The organism is Paraburkholderia oxyphila NBRC 105797 (assembly GCF_000685075.1).
GTDB lineage: Bacteria > Pseudomonadota > Gammaproteobacteria > Burkholderiales > Burkholderiaceae > Paraburkholderia > Paraburkholderia oxyphila.
On the sequence record NZ_BAYD01000007.1, the window covers coordinates 1 to 20977 of the forward strand.

A 20977-nucleotide genomic window follows, 5' to 3' on the forward strand; every position below is an offset into this window, starting at 1 on the left:
CAAAGCTCCTCTTGCCATTAGAATACTTTTTCGGGTTCGTATTGTCGGGTAACGTTCCCCGGGCCGCAACCCAACGGGCCAACTTTAGCACGATCGTTCTATTTTATGCCAGAATGCCCGGCGTGCTGCCGGTGGCGCATTCCGGTGCTCTTTCATCCTTGAACAGGAAGCGAAAATGGGCCGTTCGATCAATCTGGAAGGGAAGGTGGCGATGATCACCGGCGCCTCGAGCGGTCTGGGCAAGCGCTTTGCCCAGGTGCTCTCGCAGGCTGGCGCGAAGGTCGTGCTGGCGAGCCGGCGCGTGGAGCGTCTCAAGGAGTTGCGCGCCGAAATCGAGGCCGGCGGCGGTGCCGCGCACGTGGTGTCGCTCGACGTGACGGATTACCAGAGCATCCGCTCGGCGGTCGCGCATGCGGAGACCGAGGCGGGGACGATCGACATACTCGTCAATAATTCGGGCGTCTCGACCACCCAGAAGCTCGCGGACGTCACGCCCGCCGACTTCGAATACGTGTTCGACACCAACACGCGAGGCGCCTTCTTCGTCGCCCAGGAAGTGGCCAAGCGCATGATCATGCGCGGCAGCGGCGGCTCCAAGCCGGCGTACCGCATCATCAACATCGCTTCGGTGGCGGGCTTGAGCGTGCTGCCGCAGATCGGCCTCTACGGCATCAGCAAGGCGGCCGTCGTGCACATGACGAAGGCCATGGCGCTCGAGTGGGGGCGGCACGGCATCAACGTGAACGCGATCTGTCCCGGTTATATCGACACTGAGATCAACCATCATCACTGGTCGACCGAGCAGGGCCAGAAGCTCATTGCGATGCTGCCGCGCCACCGGGTGGGCACGCCCGCCGATCTTGACGGCCTGTTGCTGCTGCTGGCCGCCGACGAGTCGGCTTTCATGAATGGTTCGATCATCACCGCCGACGATGGCTTCGCCCTGACGTGAGTCGCCGATGATGCGCGCGCGCCGGCTTCGCTGCGCCAATCCGCGGCGCGACGTAGACTCGCGCCTTTCGAGTAACACGAAGTCGAAGTCAAAGACTGCAATGCGCAATGAGTGAATACCATCCCGTTTTTGAGATGACCATGCCGATCCGCTGGGGCGACATGGACGCATTTGGCCATGTGAACAACACGGTCTACTTCCGCTACATGGAGCAGGTGCGGATCTCCTGGTTCGAGCACATCGGCGTGTCCGGCGAGAGCCGCGAGCGCGGCAACGGGCAGGGGCCGGTGATCATCAATGCGTCGATGGATTTCCTGAAGCAGCTGCATTACCCGGGCGACATCGTCTGCACGATGACGGTGGGTCAGCCGGGCCGCAGCAGCTTCGATACCGGTTTCGAGCTGCGCCGCGTGGACGATCCCGATACCGTCTACGCACGCGGCAATGCGCGCTGCGTCTGGATCGACTATGAAGCGGGTAAATCCGTGCCGATTCCCGACAGCCTGCGCGCGACCATCGAGAACGCGCCGCTCGTGAAGGCGCGCTGATTCCCTTCCTTACGTAGGGCGCGCGTGCCTGCCGCGCGCGCCGCTTCGAGGCGCGGTGTCAAAGCCGCTCCCAACCCGCTATAAGCCCGCCTTGAGCACGTTTCAAGTGCCGTTTCACTGTCCGAGCAGCCGCTGCAGCAATTCGGTGGCGTTGCCCGTGTCGTACTTGCGCATGAGCCGCGCGCGATAGATGTCCACCGTGCGCGAGCTGATGTCGAGAATCTTCCCGATCTGCTTGCTCGTCTTGCCCGTGACCAGTTGCGCCGCGATTTCGCGCTCGCGCGGCGTGAGCTCGACCGCCACGCGCCGCGTCGCGCTCAGGTCCTCGAAGGTCCAGACGCCCGCGGCGTGCGGCTCCGCGCGGTCGAGCGAGCGGCCCGTGACGTGGCACCAGAAGAGCTCGCCGTCGGCGCGCTTCATGATGCGGTCGTCGGCGTAGCTGCCCTGGGCCGTCATGATCGGCGGAATGCGCTCGCCGATGCGCTCGAACTCGACCTCCGACGGATACAGCACCAGAAACGACTGGCCGATCAGCGCCTCGCGCGGGCAGCGGAAAATGGCGCAAACCTGTTCGTTGCAGTCCTCGATGATGCGCTCGCGCGCGAGCACGAGCCCGATGGGCGCGAGATGAAAGGCGGTCTGGTAGTCGAGCGCGGTGGCGGCGGTAGCGGGTTCGGGCATGGCGGGTGACGTGATACGGGTATGGCTTTATGTAGTTTTGCGTATTGTGCCGCAATGCCCGCCCAGCGTACGCTTTGCAACCATCGGAGGGCCGCTCGGGCGCCGCGCCGGGTTCACGGCAGCGCCACCCGGGCACGACTAGAATGAGGCGTCCGGGCGTTCGCTGCAGCTGTACGCCGGCCCGCACGAACTTATTCGACGAACAAAATCAGCGAACAAGCGCATCGACGTATTTCCATACGAGGAAGGGACACACTGATGAACAAGGTCTATAAAAGCGCGGCTGCCGCGCTCGAAGGCATCGTCAAGGACGGACAGACGTTTGCGGTAGGCGGTTTCGGGCTCTGCGGCATTCCCGAGGCGCTGATCGGCGCGTTGCGCGATTCGGGCGTGAAGGGCATCACCTGCATCAGCAACAACGCGGGCGTGGACGGCTTCGGCCTCGGCCAGTTGCTCGAGACGCGCCAGATCAAGAAGATGATCTCGTCCTATGTGGGCGAGAACAAGGAATTCGAGCGCCAGTATCTCGCGGGCGAGCTCGAGCTCGAATTCACGCCACAGGGCACGCTGGCCGAAAAGCTGCGTGCGGGCGGCGCGGGCATCCCGGCATTCTTCACCAACACCGGCTACGGCACGCTCATCGCCGAAGGCAAGGAAACGCGCCAGTTCGGCGAGAAGCACTACGTGCTCGAGCATTCGCTCACGGCGGACGTGGCACTCGTGAAGGCCTGGAAGGCCGACAAGTCGGGCAACCTGATCTATCGCCGCACGGCGCGCAACTTCAACCCGATGTGCGCGATGGCGGGCAAGATCACCGTGGTGGAGGTGGAGGAGATCGTCGAGAATGGCGAGCTCGATCCGGATTCGATCCATACGCCGGGGATCTTCGTGCAGCGCATCGTGCTCAATGCGCACCCCGAGAAACGCATCGAACAACGCACCGTGCGCGCCGCCTCTGGCAACCCCGCGGGCAAGTAAGAAAGGAGACCGACCATGGCATGGAATCGTGACGAAATGGCCGCCCGCGCGGCGAAGGAACTGCAGGACGGCTTCTACGTGAATCTCGGCATCGGTTTGCCGACGCTCGTGGCCAACCACGTGCCGCAAGGCATGGAAGTGTGGCTGCAATCGGAAAACGGCCTGCTCGGCATCGGCCCGTTCCCGACCGAAGAAGAGGTGGACGCCGACATGATCAACGCCGGCAAGCAGACGGTCACGACGCTGCCGGGCTCGTCGATCTTCTCTTCGGCGGACTCGTTCGCGATGATTCGCGGCGGCCACATCAACCTCGCGATCCTCGGTGCGATGCAGGTGAGCGAGAAGGGCGACCTGGCCAACTGGATGATCCCCGGCAAGATGATCAAGGGCATGGGCGGCGCGATGGACCTCGTCGCGGGCGTCGGCCGCGTGGTCGTGCTGATGGAGCATGTGGCCAAGGGTGACCAGCACAAGATTCTCGATGCGTGCACGCTGCCGCTCACGGGCGTGGGCGTGGTCGATCTGATCATCACCGACCTCGGCGTGATCGAGGTGACCGACGCGGGCCTGAAGGTGACCGAGCTCGCGACCGGCGTGACGGCGGACGAGATTCAGGCCAAGACCGGCGCGCCGCTCGACGTGAGCGCGGTGCAGTGATCGCGGCAACGCGGTAGCGGTTGGTTGAAGCATGATGGAGGCGGGCGGGACTTCGGTCCCGCCCGTTTGCGTTTTGGGACGGATCCATTCTTGCGCGATCGTGCGCGTTTGAAACCTCGGCCGGATGGCATAGGCCAAATGGCCAGGGTGGAGGGCGCTGCGCCGGCTGCCGCAAGCGGGTGGCGCCTGCGTTCCATGTGTCTCAACGCACCTCGAGCGGCGGCGCACGCGACGGTCCCGTGCCGCAAAGCCGTTTACAATGGCCTCACAGCCTGCGGGCACCACCAGCGAGACTTGAGCGATGACCGAACCCTCTGCCGTGCCGCGTCAGCATTACGTCCAGTGCCTCAGTCCTTCGGGACTGCACCGCATGGCGTACACCGAATGGGGCGACCCCGCCAATCCGCGCGTGTTGGTGTGCGTGCATGGGCTCACACGCTCGGGCCGCGATTTCGACAGGCTCGCGGCAGCGTTATCGGGCACGTATCGCGTGGTCTGCCCCGACGTCGTTGGGCGCGGCCTCTCGTCGTGGCTCGTCGATCCGCGCGGCTATGGCGTCGCGCAATACGTCGCGGACATGGTCACGCTCATCGCGCGCACGGGCGTCGAGCAGGTGGACTGGTTCGGCACGTCGATGGGCGGCCTGATCGGCATGGCGCTCGCGGGGCTGCCCGACGCCCCCATCGGCCGCATGCTGCTCAACGACATCGGCCCGCATATCGAGCCGGCGGCGCTCGGGCGCATCGGCGAATACGTGGGCCAGGATCAGCGTTTCGGCTCGCTGCAGGAAGGCATCGACAATGCGGCGCTGCTCGCGGCGTCGTTCGGCCCGCTCACTGCGCAGGAATGGCGCGAGATCAACACGCCGCTGCTGCACGAGGTGGACGGGGCATGGCGTTACCGCTACGACCCGCGCATCTCCGAAGGCTTCAAGGGTGTCACGCCTGAACAGAACGAGCAGGGCGAGCAGTTCCTGTGGCGCTCGTTCGCGGCGTTCAAGGGACCGGTGCTGGCGGTGCGCGGCGCGCTCTCGGATCTGCTCTCGCGCGAGACCGTGGCCAGGATGGTCGAGACGGGCCAGCAGGTATCGAGCGTCGAGATCGCGGGCGTCGGGCATGCGCCGGCATTTCTCTCGGCCGATCAGATCGAGATTGCGCGGCGTTTCTTCGACGGAGGGCCCGTCGGCGGGTCATAATATCGGGATTTCCTGGCGCGCCGGTGTCTCGCGGCTGCATCGATGGCATCGCGACACGGGCGCGCCGGGCGCATCCAGACATTCACCTCAACAGGAATTCACATGGCAGTCATTCGTCACCACGTCGGCCCGCGTCTTTCGGAAACCGCCATTCACAATGGTACGGTCTATCTGGCGGGCCAGATCGCCGAGGACACGAAGCAGGACATCGGTGGCCAGATGCGCGAAGTGCTCGGCCACATCGACCGTCTGCTCGGCGAAGCGAACAGCGACAAGTCGCTGCTGCTCTCGGTGCAGATCTATATCGCCGACATGAAGGACTTTCCGGGCATGAATGCCGAGTGGGACAAGTGGGTGGCGCAGGGCGCCACGCCGCCGCGCGCGACGGTCGAAGCGAAGCTGGCCAATCCGGAATGCCTCGTCGAAATCGTCGTGGTGGCTGCGCAGCGCGATTGAACGCGCCATCTATCGTCTTGTTGTAGTTTGCAGCCCGTCCGGTATGCCGGCGGGCGCCGTCTCATGAGCAGCGACACCGTACCTCCCGTTTCCGCCGAAGCCTCCGCGAGCGCCGCGCTCCCATCGCTCGACGACACACTCGCATTCGTGCGCGAGCATGCGGGCGACGCACGCCTGTCCACCGGCGAGCCGCTCATCGAGCACGCGCAAGGCACGGCGGCCATCATGGGCCGCCTGAACGTCGATCCGCCGGCGGTGCTGGCGGCGGCGCTCTTCAATATCGCGCCGCACCTCGACGATCCGGAGCGCACGCTTGAAGCGCGTTTCGGCGCCGAAGTCGTGAAGCTCGTATTCGACGTGCGCAAGCTGCTGCGACTTGGCAGCGTGAGCCTGCGCGCGGCGGCGCAGAACGCCGCGCCGGAAACCGGCCGCGAAGGGCGCGACGCCCAGGCCGCGCGCCGCGCTCAGGTGGAGTCGCTGCGCAAGATGCTGCTCGCGTTCGCGCAAGACATTCGCGTGGTGCTGATCCGGCTCGCGTCGCGTGTGCAATCGCTGCGCTATTACGCGGCGGCCAAGGTCACGCCCGCGCCCGAGATTGCGCGCGAGACGCTCGAGATCTACGCGCCGCTCGCCAACCGGCTCGGCATCTGGCAACTGAAGTGGGAGCTCGAAGACCTCGCGTTCCGCTTCGAGGAGCCGGTCACCTATAAGCGCATCGCGAAGCTGCTCGACGAAAAGCGGATCGAGCGCGAGAGCTACGTGACCGAGGCCATCGCGCGGCTGCAGCACGAACTCGCCTCCGCGCATATCGAAGCCGAGGTGAGCGGCCGGCCCAAACACATCTACAGCATCTGGAAGAAGATGCGCGGCAAGGAGATCGACTTCTCCGAGCTCTATGATGTGCGTGCGTTTCGCGTGATCGTGCGCGATATCAAGGATTGCTACACGGTGCTCGGCATCGTGCACAACCTCTGGCAGCCGGTGCCGAAGGAATTCGACGACTACATTTCGCGGCCCAAGCCCAACGGCTATCGCTCGCTGCATACGGTCGTGGTCGGCGACGACGGCCGCGCGTTCGAAGTGCAGATCCGCACGCAGGACATGCATCAATTCGCGGAGTACGGCGTGGCGGCGCACTGGCGCTACAAGGAAGCCGGCTCGAAGGGCTACGGCGGCCAGTTCAACGCGGGCAGCGCCTACGACGAGAAGATCGCGTGGCTGCGTCAACTGCTCGCCTGGAAGGACGACGTAGCCGATGGCCGTCAGCCGTGGGAGCAGTTGCGCCAGGCGACGCTCGACGACGACCATATCTACGTGCTCACGCCGCAGGCGCGCGTGATCGCGCTGCCGCAGGGTGCGACGCCGCTGGACTTCGCGTATCACCTGCATAGCGAGCTCGGCCATCGTTGCCGCGGCGCGCGCGTGGACGGCGCGATGGTGCCGCTCAACACGCAGTTGCACAACGGCCAGACCGTCGAGATCGTCACGGTGAAAGAGGGCGGTCCGTCGCGCGACTGGCTCAATCCGCAGCTCGGCTATCTGCACAGCACGCGTGCGCGCCAGAAAGTGCGGGCGTGGTTCAACGCTATCGAGGCGCAGGAGAACATCGCGACCGGCCGCGCGATGGTGGAAAAGACGCTGCAGCGCGAGGGGCGCACTTCCGTCAATCTCGATCAGCTTGCGGCCAAGCTCGGCTTCAAGTCGCCGGACGAACTCTTCAGCGTGGTCGGCAAGGAAGAGTTCAGCCTGCGCAATGTCGAGCAGGCACTGCACGACGCGCCCGCCGCCGAGCCGGAGGAAGAGACACCGGAGCAGCTCACCAAGCGCGCGAGCGGCGCGAATGTGACGCACGGCGGTTCGTCGGGCGTGCTCGTGGTGGGCGTGGATGCGCTGCTTACGCAACTCGCGCGCTGCTGCCGGCCGGCGCCGCCCGACGATATCTGCGGCTTCGTCACGCGCGGCAAGGGCATGTCGATTCACCGCAGCGATTGCCCGACCTTCCTGCGCATGGCCGGCCGCACGCCCGAGCGCGTGCTGCACACCACGTGGTCCGCCGACGTGATGGGCGGGCGCGGCCAGTCCGTCTATCCAGTCGATATCTCGATCGAGGCCACGGACCGCCAGGGTTTGCTGCGCGACATCTCGGAAGTGTTCGCGCGCGAGAAGATGAACGTGATCGGCGTGAAGACGCAGTCGCGCCGCAACGCCGCATTCATGCAGTTCACGGTCGAGGTCTCGAATTCGGCGCAGATCCAGCGCGCCTGCGTGCTGCTGGGCGAGGTGGGCGGCGTGCTCAGGGCGGTGCGCAAGGGCTGATAGAAGGGCTGCGAAGGGCTGACAGACGCAAGACGCGGGCCGGGCGCGCCGGCGTTTTGTGCCCCGCCGCAAAAAAGGCTTGCCAAGTCCGCAGGGGCAACATACAATCTTGCTTCTTCAGGCTCGTAGCTCAGCTGGTTAGAGCACCACCTTGACATGGTGGGGGTCGTTGGTTCGAGTCCAATCGAGCCTACCAACGAAATCGAGGCCGCGTCGGCGTATCGGCGAGGCTTCATTGCAGGAAAAGCGCTCAGCGCAACAGGCGAATACGGTTATGACACCGCGAACGTTCACCGAAACCACTTCGGAGCGACGCTAGTCGAGGACCTCTTTCGCCCTGCAATCTGGTTTGAAAAGTGAATGCGGCCCCTCGAAAGCGGGGCCGCATTTTTTTTCGCCGCGAGATTTTCGCGGGGATGTTCCCACGAACGATACGATGTGCCTCCACGGCACTTCTGGAGAAAAACATGGTTGCGATACGTCTGCCCGATGGTTCGGTTCGACAGTACGATCATCCCGTCACGGTCGCCGAAGTGGCGGCTTCGATTGGCCCCGGCCTCGCCAAGGCGGCGCTCGGCGGCAAGCTCGACGGCGAGCTGGTCGATACGTCGACGCTGATCGATCGCGACGCATCGCTCGCCATCGTCACGGACAAGGATGCCGACGGTCTCGACATCATCCGTCACTCCACGGCGCACTTGCTGGCCTACGCGGTGAAGGAGCTCTATCCGGAAGCGCAGGTCACGATCGGGCCGGTCATCGACAACGGCTTTTACTACGATTTCGCCTACAACCGTCCCTTCACGCCCGAAGATCTCGAAAAGATCGAAAAGCGTATGCTGGAGCTCTCGAAGAAGGACGAGCCGGTCACGCGCCGTGTCGTCTCGCGCGGCGAGGCGGTCGACTACTTCAAGAGCATTGGCGAGAAGTACAAGGCCGAGATCATCGAATCGATCCCGGGCGCCGAAGACATCAAGCTCTACGCGCACGGCGGTTTCACGGACCTGTGCCGCGGCCCGCACGTGCCGTCGACGGGCAAGCTCAAGGTCTTCAAGCTCATGAAGGTCGCGGGCGCCTACTGGCGCGGCGACGCGAAGAACGAGCAGCTGCAGCGCATCTACGGCACGGCCTGGACGAAGAAGGAAGATCAGGACCAGTACCTGCACATGCTCGAAGAGGCCGAGAAGCGCGACCACCGCAAGCTCGGCAAGCAGCTCGACCTGTTCCACATGCAGGACGAGTCGCCGGGCATGGTGTTCTGGCACCCGAAGGGCTGGACGCTCTGGCAGCAGGTCGAGCAGTACATGCGCGCCCGTCTGCGCGTGGCCGGCTACGACGAAATCAAGACGCCGATGATCATGGACCGCTCGCTCTGGGAGGCGTCGGGTCACTGGCAGAACTATCGTGAAAACATGTTCACGACGGAGTCGGAAAAGCGCGACTACGCCGTCAAGCCGATGAACTGCCCGGGCCACGTCCAGGTGTTCAACCACGGCCTGCGCTCGTACCGCGACCTGCCGCTGCGTTACGCGGAATTCGGCTCGTGCCACCGCAACGAGGCGTCGGGCGCGCTGCACGGCCTGATGCGCGTGCGCGGCTTCGTCCAGGACGATGCGCACATCTTCTGCACGGAAGACCAGATCATCAGCGAGTCGATCGCCTTCAACACGCTGGCGATGAGCGTCTACAAGGATTTCGGGTTCGATCACATCGACATCAAGCTCTCGCTGCGCCCGGATTCGCGCGCGGGCACGGATGAGACGTGGGACCGCGCCGAGCAGGGCCTGCGCGACGCGCTGACGGCCTGCGGCCTGCAATGGGAAGAACTGCCGGGCGAGGGTGCGTTCTACGGTCCGAAGGTCGAGTACCACATCAAGGACGCGCTCGGCCGTTCGTGGCAGTGCGGCACGCTGCAGCTCGACATGGTGCTGCCGGAGCGCCTTGGCGCCGAGTACGTGTCGGAAGACAACAGCCGCCGCCGCCCGATCATGCTGCACCGCGCCATCCTCGGCTCGATGGAGCGTTTCCTCGGCATTCTGATCGAGCACCATGCGGGTGCAATGCCGTCCTGGCTCGCTCCGGTGCAGGCGGTTGTGATGAATATCGCTGAAAGTCAGGCCGAATACGCGGCAAATCTGGCCCAATCGTTGCAAAAACAAGGGGTTAGAGTGCAGGCGGATTTGCGCAACGAGAAAATTAGCTATAAAATACGCGAGCACACGCTTGAGAAGGTCCCGTACCTGCTGGTTGTCGGCGACAAAGAGCGTGAAGCACAAACGGTAGCCGTGCGTGCCCGTGGCGGTGTCGATCTGGGTGTCATGCCCGTCGAAGCCTTTGCTGAGCGTCTGGCGCAAGACGTCAAGACCTTCAAGTAAGCCACCTGGCAGCGCGGCTCGTTTTTTTAATTTTTAGAGGAAACGTAACATCGCTACGGATAAGTCGCATCGCATCAACGGTGAAATCACTGCACCCGAGGTGCGTCTCGTCGGAATCGAGAACGAGCCGCTCGGCATCGTAAAGCTGGCCGATGCGTTCCGCATGTCGGAACAGCAGGACGTCGATCTGGTTGAAATTGCCCCGCAGGCGGTGCCTCCCGTGTGCCGCCTGATGGACTACGGCAAGTTCAAATACCAGGAATCGAAGAAGCAGCACGAGGCCAAGCTCAAGCAGAAGGTCATCCAGGTCAAGGAAGTCAAATTCCGCCCGGGTACCGACGACGGCGATTACAACGTCAAGCTGCGTAATCTCATTCGCTTCCTCGACGATGGCGACAAGACGAAGATCACGTTGCGTTTCCGCGGCCGCGAAATGGCCCACCAGGAAATCGGCATGCGCATGCTCGAGCGCCTGCGCACCGACCTCGAAGAAGTCGGTCAGGTCGAGCAGATGCCGAAGATGGAAGGGCGCCAGATGATCATGGTGCTCTCGCCCAAGAAGAAGAAGTGATTGGCGCGCCGCGCGTCGAACGATGCGCGGCGGTCAGAGCGGTTTTGTCAGACGTTTCCTTGGCGAGATGTGCGAAGGAGACGGGAAGCAGGTTCCGGAACGGCGCCCGCGCGCCGCACGAACAGTGCGGCAAACGGGCGTTTTTCCTGAAAGCGGCGGCAAGCTTGTCTTTTATAGAGCAGCCAGCTGCCAAAACAAGTGGAGTGGGTTTCGAAGGGCGGTTTGAGGGCGAAAAGCGGCGTTTGTCAAAAGCGCGTGCCAGAGCCAACCGCACACCCATGTCCATCAAATAATGGAGTTTTTGTCATGCCCAAGATGAAGACCAAGAAGAGCGCCGCAAAGCGCTTTGTGGTTCGTCCGGGTGGTACCGTCAAGCGCGGTCAAGCCTTCAAGCGTCACATCCTGACCAAGAAGACCACCAAGAACAAGCGTCATCTGCGTGGTGCAACGGCCGTTCACGAGGCCGATGTGAAGTCCGTTCGCGCAATGATGCCGTTCGCGTAATCCTCAACCGACAACTCATAGGAGCTACTCATGCCTCGAGTCAAACGTGGGGTTACCGCACGGGCCCGTCACAAGAAGATCATCAACCTGGCCAAGGGTTACCGCGGCCGTCGCAATAACGTCTACCGCATCGCCAAGCAGGCGGTCATGCGCGCAGGCCAATACGCCTACCGCGATCGCCGCAACAAGAAGCGTGTGTTCCGCGCACTGTGGATCACGCGTATCAACGCGGCGGTGCGTCAGCACGACATGACCTACAGCGTGTTCATCAACGGCCTGAAGAAGGCGTCGATCGAACTCGACCGCAAGGTTCTGGCTGACATGGCGGTGTTCGACAAGGCTGCATTTGCTGCGATCGTCAAGCAGGTGAAGGCCGCCGTCGCTGCCTAAGCATAGGTATTGCGCAGGTTCGTTGCAGCAGCGTCCGGTTGTTTCGGTGATGCTGCAACAAAAACGGGGCTCCTCACCGAGCCCCGTTTTTGTTGGTGAAGCGCTATCTGCGCGCTTCCTGCGAGTGCCTTCATGTCGTCGCGCCCGTGCGTCATCATCGTGGCCGGCAACGTGAAATGCGCCGCTCAAGTCTCAAACACTGACGCTGAAAAGATGGGATCAATGGATCTGGACCAGATTGTCGCCGACGCGCAAGGCGCGTTCGCTTCCGCCCCCGACGTCAACACGCTTGAAAACGAAAAGGCGCGTTTTCTCGGTAAATCCGGCGCGCTGACCGAGCTGCTCAAGGGCCTCGGCAAGCTCGACCCGGAAACGCGCAAGACCGAGGGTGCGCGCATCAACGCCGTCAAGCAGCAGGTCGAGGCGGCGCTGGGCGCGCGCCGTCAGGCGCTCGCCGATGCGCTGCTGAACCAGCGTCTCGCCGCCGAGGCGATCGACGTCACGCTGCCGGGCCGCGGCACGGGCACCGGCAGCCTGCATCCGGTGATGCAGACGTGGGAACGCGTCGAGCAGATCTTCGGCTCGATCGGCTTCGACGTGGCCGACGGTCCCGAGATCGAAACCGACTGGTACAACTTCACCTCGCTGAACAGCCCGGAAAACCATCCGGCGCGTTCGATGCAGGATACGTTCTACGTGGACGGCAAGGACGCCGAAGGCCGTCCGCTCCTGCTGCGCACGCACACGAGCCCGATGCAGGTGCGCTACGCGCGCACGCACACGCCGCCCATCAAGGTGATCGTCCCGGGCCGCACCTATCGCGTGGACAGCGACGCCACCCACTCGCCGATGTTCAACCAGGTCGAAGGCCTGTGGATCGAAGAGAACATCAGCTTCGCGGACTTGAAGGGCGTCTATACGGACTTCCTGAAGAAGTTCTTCGAGCGCGACGACATCCAGGTGCGTTTCCGTCCGTCGTACTTCCCGTTCACGGAACCGTCGGCCGAAATCGACATGATGTTCGAGCAGGGCAAGAACGCCGGCAAGTGGCTCGAGATCTCGGGCTCGGGACAAGTGCATCCGACCGTGATCCGCAACATGGGCCTCGACCCGGAGCGCTATATCGGCTTTGCGTTCGGCAGCGGCCTCGAACGCCTGACGATGCTGCGTTATGGCGTGCAGGATCTGCGTCTGTTCTTCGAAGGCGACCTGCGCTTCCTGCGCCAGTTCGCCTAAGCCCGAAGGCCAACGTACGGCACGCACGGCATCCGCGGTTCGCGAAGCGCACGCAGCACCCCAAGCCTCCAGGGCGGTGCGCGAGAAAACGCTTCGCGACGGTCTCAATCTGTCTGGAACGTAAAACGAAATGCTATTCCCCGAATCCTGGCTGAGAAGCTTTGTCGATCCGAAGCTCACGACCGATGAGCTGGCCCACGCGCTGACCATGGCCGGCCTCGAAATCGAAGGCCTGCGCCCGGCCGCGCCGCCCACGTCGAAGATCGTGGTGGGCCGCGTGCTCGAAGTCGTCAAGCACCCGGACGCGGACAAGCTCAACGTCACGCAGGTCGATGCCGGCACCGGCGCGACGCTGCAGATCGTGTGCGGCGCGCCCAACGTGGCGCCCGGCATCAAGGTCCCGGTCGCGCTCGTGGGCGCCGAACTGCCGCCCGCGGAAGAGGGCGGCAAGCCCTTCGCGATCAAGCTCTCGAAGCTGCGCGGCGTGGAAAGCCAGGGCATGCTGTGCTCGGCGCGCGAACTGAAGCTCTCCGAAGACCACAGCGGTCTGATGATCCTGCCGGAAGACACGCCCGTCGGCCAGGACATCCGCGAGACGCTGAACCTCGACGACACCATCTTCGAAATCAAGCTCACGCCGAACAAGGCCGACTGCCTTTCGGTGTACGGCATCGCGCGCGAGACCGCCGCGATCACCGGCGCGCCGCTGCAGGCCCCGGTGTTCCCGCAGGTCGAAGTCAAGCTCAACGAAACGTTGCCCGTGAAGATCTCGGCCCCGGACCTGTGCGGCCGTTTCTCGGGCCGCGTGATCCGCGGCGTGAACGCGCACGCGAAGACGCCGGCGTGGATGGTCGAGCGCCTCGAGCGCTCGGGCCAGCGCAGCATCTCGGCGCTCGTCGATATTTCGAACTACGTGATGCTCGAACTGGGCCGCCCGTCGCACGTGTTCGATCTCGACAAGATCCACGGCTCGATGGATGTGCGCTGGGGCAAGAAGGGCGAGACGCTCAAGCTGCTCAACGGCAATACCGTCGAAGTCGATGAAACCGTCGGCGTGATTGCCGACGAGCGCGAGATCGAAAGCCTCGCGGGCATCATGGGCGGCGACAGCACGGCCGTCTCGCTCGACACGAAGAACATCTATCTCGAGGCCGCGTTCTGGTGGCCGGACAGCATTCGTGGCCGCTCGCGCCGCTACAACTTCTCGACCGATGCGGGCCACCGCTTCGAGCGCGGCGTGGACTGGTCGACGACCGTCGAGCACATCGAGCGCATCACGCAGCTGATCCTCGACATCTGCGGCGGCGAGGCCGGCCCGGTCGACGACCAGACCGTGAACGTGCCCAAGCGCGAGCCGGTGAAGATGCGCGTCGCGCGTGCGAACCGCATCATCGGTGTGAAGATCGATGCCGATGAGATCGCACAGATCTTCACGCGTCTGGGGCTCACGTTCGCGCGCGAAGGCGATACGTTCAGCGTGACGCCGCCGCCGTACCGCTTCGACATCGAGATCGAGGAAGACCTGATCGAAGAAGTCGCGCGCATCTACGGCTTCGAGAAGATTCCGGCGAACCCGCCGGTCGCACGCAGCGAGATGCGCGCGACCAACGAAACGCGCCGCTCGATTCACGCAATCCGTCACGCGCTGGCCGCGCGCGACTACGCCGAGACGATCAACTTCAGCTTCGTCGACGCGGAGTGGGAACAGGATCTCGCGGGCAACGCGAACCCCGTGAAGCTGCTCAACCCGATCGCGAGCCAGCTCTCGGTCATGCGCACGACGCTGTTTGGCAGCCTCATCAACGTGCTGCGCCACAACCTCAACCGCCGCGCCGACCGCGTGCGCGTGTTCGAGGCGGGCCGCGTATTCCTGCACGATCCGTCGATCAAGGCCGGCGAGATGACGGTGGAAGGCTTTGCACAACCGAAGATGATCGGTGCGCTCGCCTATGGTCCCGCGCTCGAAGAGCAGTGGGGCGCGCAAACGCGCGGCGTCGACTTCTTCGACGTGAAGGGCGATCTCGAAGCGCTGTTCGCCTCGCTGGGTGCGGCAAAAGCGCCGCGTTTCGTGAAGGCCGAGCACCCGGCGCTGCATCCGGGCCGTAGCGCGCGCATCGAAGTGGACGGCCGCGCGGTGGGCTGGATCGGCGAGCTGCATCCGCGCTGGATGCAGAAGTATGACCTGACTCATGCGCCGATCCTCTTCGAAGTGCAAGCCGACGCGCTGATGGCGCGCGAACTGCCTGCACCGTCTGAAGTCTCGAAATTCCCGCCGGTCCGGCGCGACATTGCGCTTGTTGTCGATCAAAAGATCGAGGTTCAGGCGTTGCTCGACGAGCTTTACAAGGGCATGCAGGACGAGCCCTGCAAGATTGTCCAGAGGGTTGCATTGTTCGATGAATTTCGTGCAAAATCAAACACTTCCGGACTTGGCGCGGACGAGAAAAGCCTTGCCTTCCGGGTGACCCTGCAAGATACTGGCGGGACCCTTCAGGACGAAACGGTCGATGCGGCCATCAAGTCCCTGGTGGATCGCCTGGCTCGAGTGTTTGGCGCCCGGTTGCGCGGATAAGCTCCACGGCTCATCTCCTACCGACATAGGCTTCCGGTTCGTGCAGTCCCAAGAACCGGAAGCGCGCCATTTCATAGATAGATGAACGAAATGAACTCGAGTGATTTCGAAGCCCTTCTTGCGGCACAGCGTAGCGCCATGATTCGCGACATCCCTGCCTCGTCGGCAAGCGCCACGAACGACACGCCCACGCTGACCAAAGCCGAGCTCGCGGAGCTGCTGTTCGACAACGTCGGGCTCAACAAGCGCGAGGCCAAGGACATGGTCGAAGCGTTCTTCGAAGTGATTCGCGACGCGCTCGAAAGCGGCGACAGCGTGAAGCTCTCGGGCTTCGGCAATTTCCAGTTGCGCGACAAGCCGCAACGTCCGGGCCGCAACCCGAAGACCGGGGAGGCGATTCCCATTGCAGCGCGGCGCGTGGTGACTTTCCACGCGAGCCAGAAGCTCAAGGCTCTGGTCGAGAGCGGCGCGGAGGCAAGCTTCACGCGCTGATTCGTCGATCAAGGCATCATGCGCGGGAGGACCCGCGCGGCCCGCACGGGTGAGCATGCAGCGGGCGTGACTGGAAACACTAGACCCAGGCGGCGACGCCACATTGCGCAACCACCACGACGGCAACCCGGCGATGACATCGACAATCGAAAAGGTCGTCTTGCCCCCCATCCCCGCCAAGCGCTACTTCACGATCGGCGAAGTGAGCGAGTTGTGCGGCGTGAAGCCCCATGTGCTGCGGTATTGGGAGCAGGAGTTCACGCAGTTGAAGCCGGTCAAGCGGCGCGGCAACCGCCGCTACTATCAGCATCATGAAGTCCTGCTGATCCGGCGTATTCGTGAACTGCTCTACGAGCAGGGGTTCACGATCAACGGCGCGCGCAACCGGCTCGATTCGCCGGGTGCGGTGGCTCAGGAAGCGGCGCCGGGCGAGACGGGTGAGGTGGGCGCTGCGCAGGGCAATATGGCGATGGTTGACGTCGATCAGTTGCGCAAGGAGTTGCTGCACGTGATCGACCTGCTGGGGCAATGAAGATCCTGCAAACAATCTTTGTGACGAATTCCGATTCAGGTGGTTCTAATTAGAGAAAGGGTCTGTTATACTTTCTAGCTCTCGGGGCGTAGCGCAGCCTGGTAGCGTACCTGCATGGGGTGCAGGTGGTCGGAGGTTCAAATCCTCTCGCCCCGACCAGAACAGAACCCGCACAGCTTAAGGCTGTGCGGGTTTTTTCATTTCCGGGCATCCCGAACGGAAAGATTGCTGCTGCTCAACGTTGTCCCAGGATGCTGGTTTGCCGTTTGCCGGCAAGCGACATATCATGGCGAGCATGATCCAATCGTTTCGATGCGCCGAGACGCAGGCACTTTTCGAGGGCCGCCGCTTGCCACGTTTCTCAAATATTCGTTCGGTCGCTGAGCGCAAGCTGGTGCTTTTGCACGCTGCCGTCACGCTTGACGCGCTGCGCGCACCACCCGCAAACCGACTTGAGGCACTAAAGGGCGATCGACGTGGACAGCACAGCATCCGTATTAACGATCAATGGCGTCTCTGTTTCGTGTGGACCGACGAAGGCCCGACAAACGTCGAAATCGTGGACTATCACTGAAAAGGAATTCACATGATCAAGAACGGAACGCGTCCGGTCCATCCGGGCGAGATCCTGCGTGAGGAATATCTTGTGCCGCTCTCAATGAGCGCCAATGCGCTAGCGAACGCGCTTCACGTTACGCCAGGCCGCATCAACGACATCGTGCGCGAGCGTCGTGGTATTACGCCTGACACGGCACTGCGCCTCGCGCGGTACTTCGGCGGCGACGCACAGTCATGGATGAACCTGCAGCTCATGTATGACATGAAAGTGGCGGAGCGCGATCTGGCGAGCAAGATTGCACGCGAGATCGAGCCGCGCCAGGCGGAACACGCTTGAACGGCTAGTGCGCTCGATTCAATACGCGCGCCGTGCTCACTGCGAGTCGACAAACTGCACGACTTCGCCGTTATCGCGCCTCAAATACAAGTCGGTGCCCTTCATGCGCACGTCGTTGCAAGAGTAGGGGATCTTGCTGCCCTTGCTGCAGATCTTGCCGTCTTCCGCCTTCCAGTCGCCGTGATCGGCGAATCCCTTGCTCGACTTGAAATCGTAGGTGCCCCCGTCGCCGTACTGGACGTGCCACATGCTGCCGTCGCCAATCTTGATGTCGAATGCCTTGCCGGTGAGGCGTTGCTGGATGTCGGCGGCGCTGGGCGTGGTGGCGCCGTCGGGAAAGGCGGTGCCTTGCGCAAGCGCAGCCGCGGCGGGGATCAAGAGCAGGGCGGCAAGCAGGGTCTTCATTCGATCTCTCCTGTCGATGGGATGCCCGGCGGCGAGCGCGGGCCAACGTCTCGCGCCGACGTCCCAGTCTACGCCTGCGCATTGCACTGCTATGTCGCTTCCAGCACACGGTGCCCGAACCGGTGCTGACTGTGTTAAGTCCTTCAATTCAAAGCGTTAGTGCCAACGCGCCGCGAATGAGTGCGCAAGATTCGGTGTTAATTTTTCTCACATATCGATGAGAATCATTCGCTATGAGGGTTGCGCCGCGCACATTAGCATTAACGCTTATCGGCCGGTGCTGTACCCTCCGTGCGGTCCTGTCCGTCGATGGGCACCGCACGCCAACCGGCTACACAGCCCAGCGCTACTTCCATGAATCCGATCGAACTCGTTCAGCTCGTTATTCTCGCCGCCCTCTGGGGCGGGTCGTTCCTCTTTATCCGTGTCGGCGTGACCGATCTGGGCGTGGCGCCGCTGATGGCGCTGCGTGTCGGCATCGGCGCGCTGTTCCTGCTGCTCGTGCTGTTCTCGAGGCGCTCGCCTCGCGAGGCGCTCGGCGCTTTGCGCGAGCACGCGTGGCCGCTCTTCGTGGTCGGCATCCTCAATTCGGCCGCGCCTTTCTGCCTCTTCGCATGGGCCGAGCTGACGCTCTCCGCGGGCGTGACCTCGGTGATCAACGCGACCACGCCGTTGTTCGGCGCGGTGGTCGCGTATCTGTGGCTCAAGGACCGGCTGAGCGGCCTGCGCATCGCCGGCCTCGCGATCGGCTTCGCGGGGGTGCTCGCGCTGGTCTGGGATCAGATCGCCACGCACGCCGGCGACGGCGCGAGCACCTCGACCACCTTGCTCGCAGCCGGGGCGGCGCTCTGTGCGGCCGCGCTTTACGGCGTCGCGGCGAGCTTCACGAAGCGGCATCTGACCGGCGTCGACCCGCTCACCGTGGCCGCCGGCACCATGACGGCCGCGACCGTCGTGCTGGCGCCGATCGCGCTCGTCACGTGGCCGCATGCTGCCGTCTCCCTGCATGCGTGGGGCGCGGCGCTCTGCCTCGGCGTCGCGTGCACGGGCGTCGCGTATCTGCTGTTCTTCCGCCTGATCGCCGCGATCGGGCCCGCTCGCACGATCACCGTGACCTTCGTGATCCCTATCTTCGGCATCCTCTGGGGCGCGCTGTTCCTTCGCGAGCAGGTATCGGAGGGTATGATCGAGGCGTGCGCGGCGATTCTCGTGGGCACCTCGCTCGCGACCGGCTTCATCAAGCGTCTGCCGGGTTTGAGCGCGCGTCGGGAGCGCGCGAGCGCCAAGCAATAAGGGCGTTCTACGCGATACTGCAACAGAATCGTTGTGCGTACATTCGATGTGCGCACAACGATATGGCGTCGTGCAATGCGACGCCTCGTGCAGTCGGCGGTGATGCGGGCGTCAGGCCCGCCGGGCTTCAGGCCGCCGCGCGCTTCGCTTCATCGGCGGCTTCGACGGTGTGCGCGTCATGGCGTGCGCTGTTCTGTCCGCCGGGCAGCCGCACGACGATCAGCGTCCCCACCACGAGCAGTGCGGCGGAGTAGCCGAGTCCCGCAGCGTAGCTGTGCGTCATGTCCTTGAGCCACCCCACCACGAGCGGGTTCGCAGCCGAGCTCAGATTGCCGATCGCGTTGATGACGGCGATGCCGACTGCGCGCGCGGCGGGCGAAAATGCCTGATCGGGCGTCGTCCAGAAGATCGACATGGCCGTGTACGAACCCGCCGAAGCAAGGCACACGCCGAGCAACTGAACGAGCGGCGCGCCGCCGCTCGCGCAGAGCATGCAGCCGAGCGCGGCGAGGAGCATTGGCGCGATGAGGTGCCACTTGCGCTCCTGGCGACGGTCCGAGCGGCGTCCCCAGACGATCATCGCGACGATGGTGACGATCTGCGGAATCGTGGCGATCAGGCCGACTGTGACGTTGCTCGCCCCCGCGCTGAAGCTCTTCACGATAAGCGGCGCCCATACGGCAACCATGGCAAGCGTGTTGACGAGGCAGAAATAGGCCGCCGCAAAGCGAATCACGATGGGCGATCTAATTTGCTGCCAAAGGCCGGTCTGTTCGCTGTGTGCTTCCCGCGTGGCGGGTGCGCTGGCGAGTTCGGCTTCGAGCGTGCGCTTCTCCGCGGGGCTGAGCCAGCGCGCGGCGGCGGGAGCGTCGTCGAGATAGTTAAACGCGACGCAGCCGAGCAGGGCGGCGGGCAGCCCTTCGAGCAGAAAGAGCCACTGCCAGCCGGCGAGTCCTGCGTGGCCGTCGAGTCGCAGGACGAACCCGGACACGGCCGAGCCGAACGCTGCGGTCACGGGCATGGCGATCATGAAGAGCGCGTTGGCGCGGGCGCGCCATGCGGGCGGAAACCAGCACGTGAGATAGAGCAGCATGCCGGGCAGAAAGCCCGCTTCGGTCACGCCTACCAGCATGCGCAATCCGTATAGCGTTCTCGCGTCGGTGGCGAACATCGTCGCGGTGGAGGCGAGCCCCCACGCGATCATGATGAACGCGATCCAGCGGCGTGCACCAAAGCGGGCCAGCGCGAGGTTGCTGGGAATGCCGCACGCGATATAGGCGAGATAGAACAGCGTGGTGGCGAAGCCGAACTGCGTGCTCGTCAGGCCGAGGTCCTTCATCATCGTCAGCCCGGCAAAGCCGATATTGATGCGGTCGAGGAACGACACGACGAACAGCAGGAACAGGAAGCCGAGCAGATGGCGCGATACCTTGCGCGTGACCGCGTCGGCGCTCGTGCGCGTGTGGGCCGAGTCTTGCGCGAGATCCTGTGCGAGCGCGGTATCGCCAGAAGGCGCGGTAGCGGATATTTGCGGCGCTTGCGTGGCGTTGCGCGGTTGGGTTGGGCTCATGGGTCTCCTCCTGGGCACCGGGCTATCTGGGCATGCGCGCTGCGGTGATGGTTTGTTCTTGTCGATGTCGCCGAACGCGCGTCCCGCGGATTATGCGAGGCACGTTGGTGCTGTCTGTCCTCATTTTGGGTACAGCGCGCAGTGCGCCAGGGAAGACGCTGAGGAACGCTGCTCGCGGGCCGGTGTGACTTGTATCGAGGAAGGTTCTGCGGCGTCGCGTGATCGAGCGCACGGACGCTTTAATCCGTTTAGCGGAAAAAACAATCAATGCCAATCCAGTCGATTTGGCATGGTTGCGCCGGTAAAAGCGATAGAGCCCGTACTTGGATGCGAAGTAAAAGCTGCCAGTTAAAGCGCGT

The 20977-nt window shown here is 63.6% G+C and carries 21 protein-coding genes and 2 tRNA genes; 20 read left to right on the plus strand and 3 right to left on the minus strand.

Annotation, left to right across the window (positions count from 1 at the left end; translation table 11 throughout):
* The first annotated feature begins 175 nt into the window (after window positions 1-175).
* Entirely contained in the window at window positions 176-952 is a 777-nt protein-coding gene (locus BO1_RS06100) for an SDR family oxidoreductase (RefSeq protein ID WP_028216796.1), read from the plus strand.
* Between the two features lie 107 nt (window positions 953-1059).
* Window positions 1060-1500 (plus strand): acyl-CoA thioesterase, encoded by a 441-nt coding sequence (locus BO1_RS06105; RefSeq protein WP_028216797.1) that lies wholly within the window; start codon window positions 1060-1062, stop codon window positions 1498-1500.
* A 114-nt stretch (window positions 1501-1614) separates the two neighbouring features.
* Here BO1_RS06105 and BO1_RS06110 read toward each other — a convergent pair whose 3' ends face one another.
* On the minus strand, window positions 1615-2181 hold the full coding sequence (locus BO1_RS06110) for a PAS and helix-turn-helix domain-containing protein (RefSeq protein ID WP_028216798.1): 567 nt from the start codon (window positions 2179-2181) through the stop codon (window positions 1615-1617).
* A gap of 258 nt (window positions 2182-2439) precedes the next feature.
* Here BO1_RS06110 and BO1_RS06115 point away from each other — a divergent pair, with 258 nt between their 5' ends.
* The 17 genes from BO1_RS06115 to BO1_RS06195 all read left to right on the plus strand — a co-directional run bounded on the left by BO1_RS06115 (window position 2440) and on the right by BO1_RS06195 (window position 17350).
* Entirely contained in the window at window positions 2440-3159 is a 720-nt protein-coding gene (locus tag BO1_RS06115) for a CoA transferase subunit A (RefSeq protein WP_028216799.1), read from the plus strand.
* Window positions 3160-3174: 15 nt separating this feature from the next.
* Window positions 3175-3816: a CoA transferase subunit B gene (locus BO1_RS06120; RefSeq protein WP_028216800.1), complete on the plus strand. Its 642-nt coding sequence runs from the start codon at window positions 3175-3177 to the stop codon at window positions 3814-3816.
* Between the two features lie 301 nt (window positions 3817-4117).
* Window positions 4118-5011 carry an alpha/beta fold hydrolase gene (locus BO1_RS06125; protein WP_028216801.1) on the plus strand — a complete coding sequence of 298 codons (894 nt, stop codon included), beginning with the start codon at window positions 4118-4120 and terminating at the stop codon, window positions 5009-5011.
* Between the two features lie 102 nt (window positions 5012-5113).
* Window positions 5114-5467, plus strand: coding sequence for a RidA family protein (locus tag BO1_RS06130; protein ID WP_028216802.1), 354 nt, complete (start codon window positions 5114-5116; stop codon window positions 5465-5467).
* 63 nt (window positions 5468-5530) lie between these two features.
* Window positions 5531-7783, plus strand: coding sequence for a RelA/SpoT family protein (locus BO1_RS06135; protein WP_028216803.1), 2253 nt, complete (start codon window positions 5531-5533; stop codon window positions 7781-7783).
* 119 nt (window positions 7784-7902) lie between these two features.
* Window positions 7903-7979 (plus strand) — tRNA-Val (locus BO1_RS06140).
* A gap of 271 nt (window positions 7980-8250) precedes the next feature.
* Window positions 8251-10158 carry a threonine--tRNA ligase gene (gene thrS, locus BO1_RS06145; RefSeq protein WP_028216804.1) on the plus strand — a complete coding sequence of 636 codons (1908 nt, stop codon included), beginning with the start codon at window positions 8251-8253 and terminating at the stop codon, window positions 10156-10158.
* A gap of 49 nt (window positions 10159-10207) precedes the next feature.
* The gene (infC, locus tag BO1_RS06150; RefSeq protein ID WP_083245567.1) at window positions 10208-10729 is read left to right on the plus strand and encodes a translation initiation factor IF-3; all 522 of its coding nucleotides are present in this window, start codon (window positions 10208-10210) and stop codon (window positions 10727-10729) included.
* Between the two features lie 306 nt (window positions 10730-11035).
* On the plus strand, window positions 11036-11233 hold the full coding sequence (rpmI, locus tag BO1_RS06155; RefSeq protein ID WP_028216806.1) for a 50S ribosomal protein L35: 198 nt from the start codon (window positions 11036-11038) through the stop codon (window positions 11231-11233).
* Between the two features lie 30 nt (window positions 11234-11263).
* A complete protein-coding gene (rplT, locus tag BO1_RS06160; RefSeq protein WP_004192938.1) occupies window positions 11264-11623 on the plus strand; it encodes a 50S ribosomal protein L20 in 360 nt (119 codons plus the stop codon).
* Between the two features lie 222 nt (window positions 11624-11845).
* Window positions 11846-12859, plus strand: a complete 1014-nt coding sequence (gene pheS, locus BO1_RS06165) for a phenylalanine--tRNA ligase subunit alpha (protein ID WP_028216807.1) — start codon at window positions 11846-11848, stop codon at window positions 12857-12859.
* A 130-nt stretch (window positions 12860-12989) separates the two neighbouring features.
* Window positions 12990-15431 (plus strand): phenylalanine--tRNA ligase subunit beta, encoded by a 2442-nt coding sequence (gene pheT, locus BO1_RS06170; protein WP_028216808.1) that lies wholly within the window; start codon window positions 12990-12992, stop codon window positions 15429-15431.
* 81 nt (window positions 15432-15512) lie between these two features.
* Window positions 15513-15923 (plus strand): integration host factor subunit alpha, encoded by a 411-nt coding sequence (locus BO1_RS06175; RefSeq protein ID WP_028216809.1) that lies wholly within the window; start codon window positions 15513-15515, stop codon window positions 15921-15923.
* A 133-nt stretch (window positions 15924-16056) separates the two neighbouring features.
* On the plus strand, window positions 16057-16455 hold the full coding sequence (locus tag BO1_RS06180; RefSeq protein WP_028216810.1) for a MerR family transcriptional regulator: 399 nt from the start codon (window positions 16057-16059) through the stop codon (window positions 16453-16455).
* An 82-nt stretch (window positions 16456-16537) separates the two neighbouring features.
* Window positions 16538-16614 (plus strand) — tRNA-Pro (locus BO1_RS06185).
* A 127-nt stretch (window positions 16615-16741) separates the two neighbouring features.
* Window positions 16742-17029, plus strand: coding sequence for a type II toxin-antitoxin system RelE/ParE family toxin (locus BO1_RS06190; protein WP_043283977.1), 288 nt, complete (start codon window positions 16742-16744; stop codon window positions 17027-17029).
* A 12-nt stretch (window positions 17030-17041) separates the two neighbouring features.
* Window positions 17042-17350 (plus strand): HigA family addiction module antitoxin, encoded by a 309-nt coding sequence (locus BO1_RS06195; RefSeq protein ID WP_028216812.1) that lies wholly within the window; start codon window positions 17042-17044, stop codon window positions 17348-17350.
* A 36-nt stretch (window positions 17351-17386) separates the two neighbouring features.
* Here BO1_RS06195 and BO1_RS06200 read toward each other — a convergent pair whose 3' ends face one another.
* Window positions 17387-17755 carry a hypothetical protein gene (locus tag BO1_RS06200; RefSeq protein WP_028216813.1) on the minus strand — a complete coding sequence of 123 codons (369 nt, stop codon included), beginning with the start codon at window positions 17753-17755 and terminating at the stop codon, window positions 17387-17389.
* Window positions 17756-18109: 354 nt separating this feature from the next.
* Here BO1_RS06200 and BO1_RS06205 point away from each other — a divergent pair, with 354 nt between their 5' ends.
* Window positions 18110-19048, plus strand: a complete 939-nt coding sequence (locus BO1_RS06205) for a DMT family transporter (protein ID WP_156992158.1) — start codon at window positions 18110-18112, stop codon at window positions 19046-19048.
* Window positions 19049-19175: 127 nt separating this feature from the next.
* On the opposite strand, the gene BO1_RS49880 is transcribed toward BO1_RS06205, so the two are convergent.
* A complete protein-coding gene (locus tag BO1_RS49880; RefSeq protein WP_156992159.1) occupies window positions 19176-20618 on the minus strand; it encodes an MFS transporter in 1443 nt (480 codons plus the stop codon).
* Window positions 20619-20977: the final 359 nt, after the last annotated feature.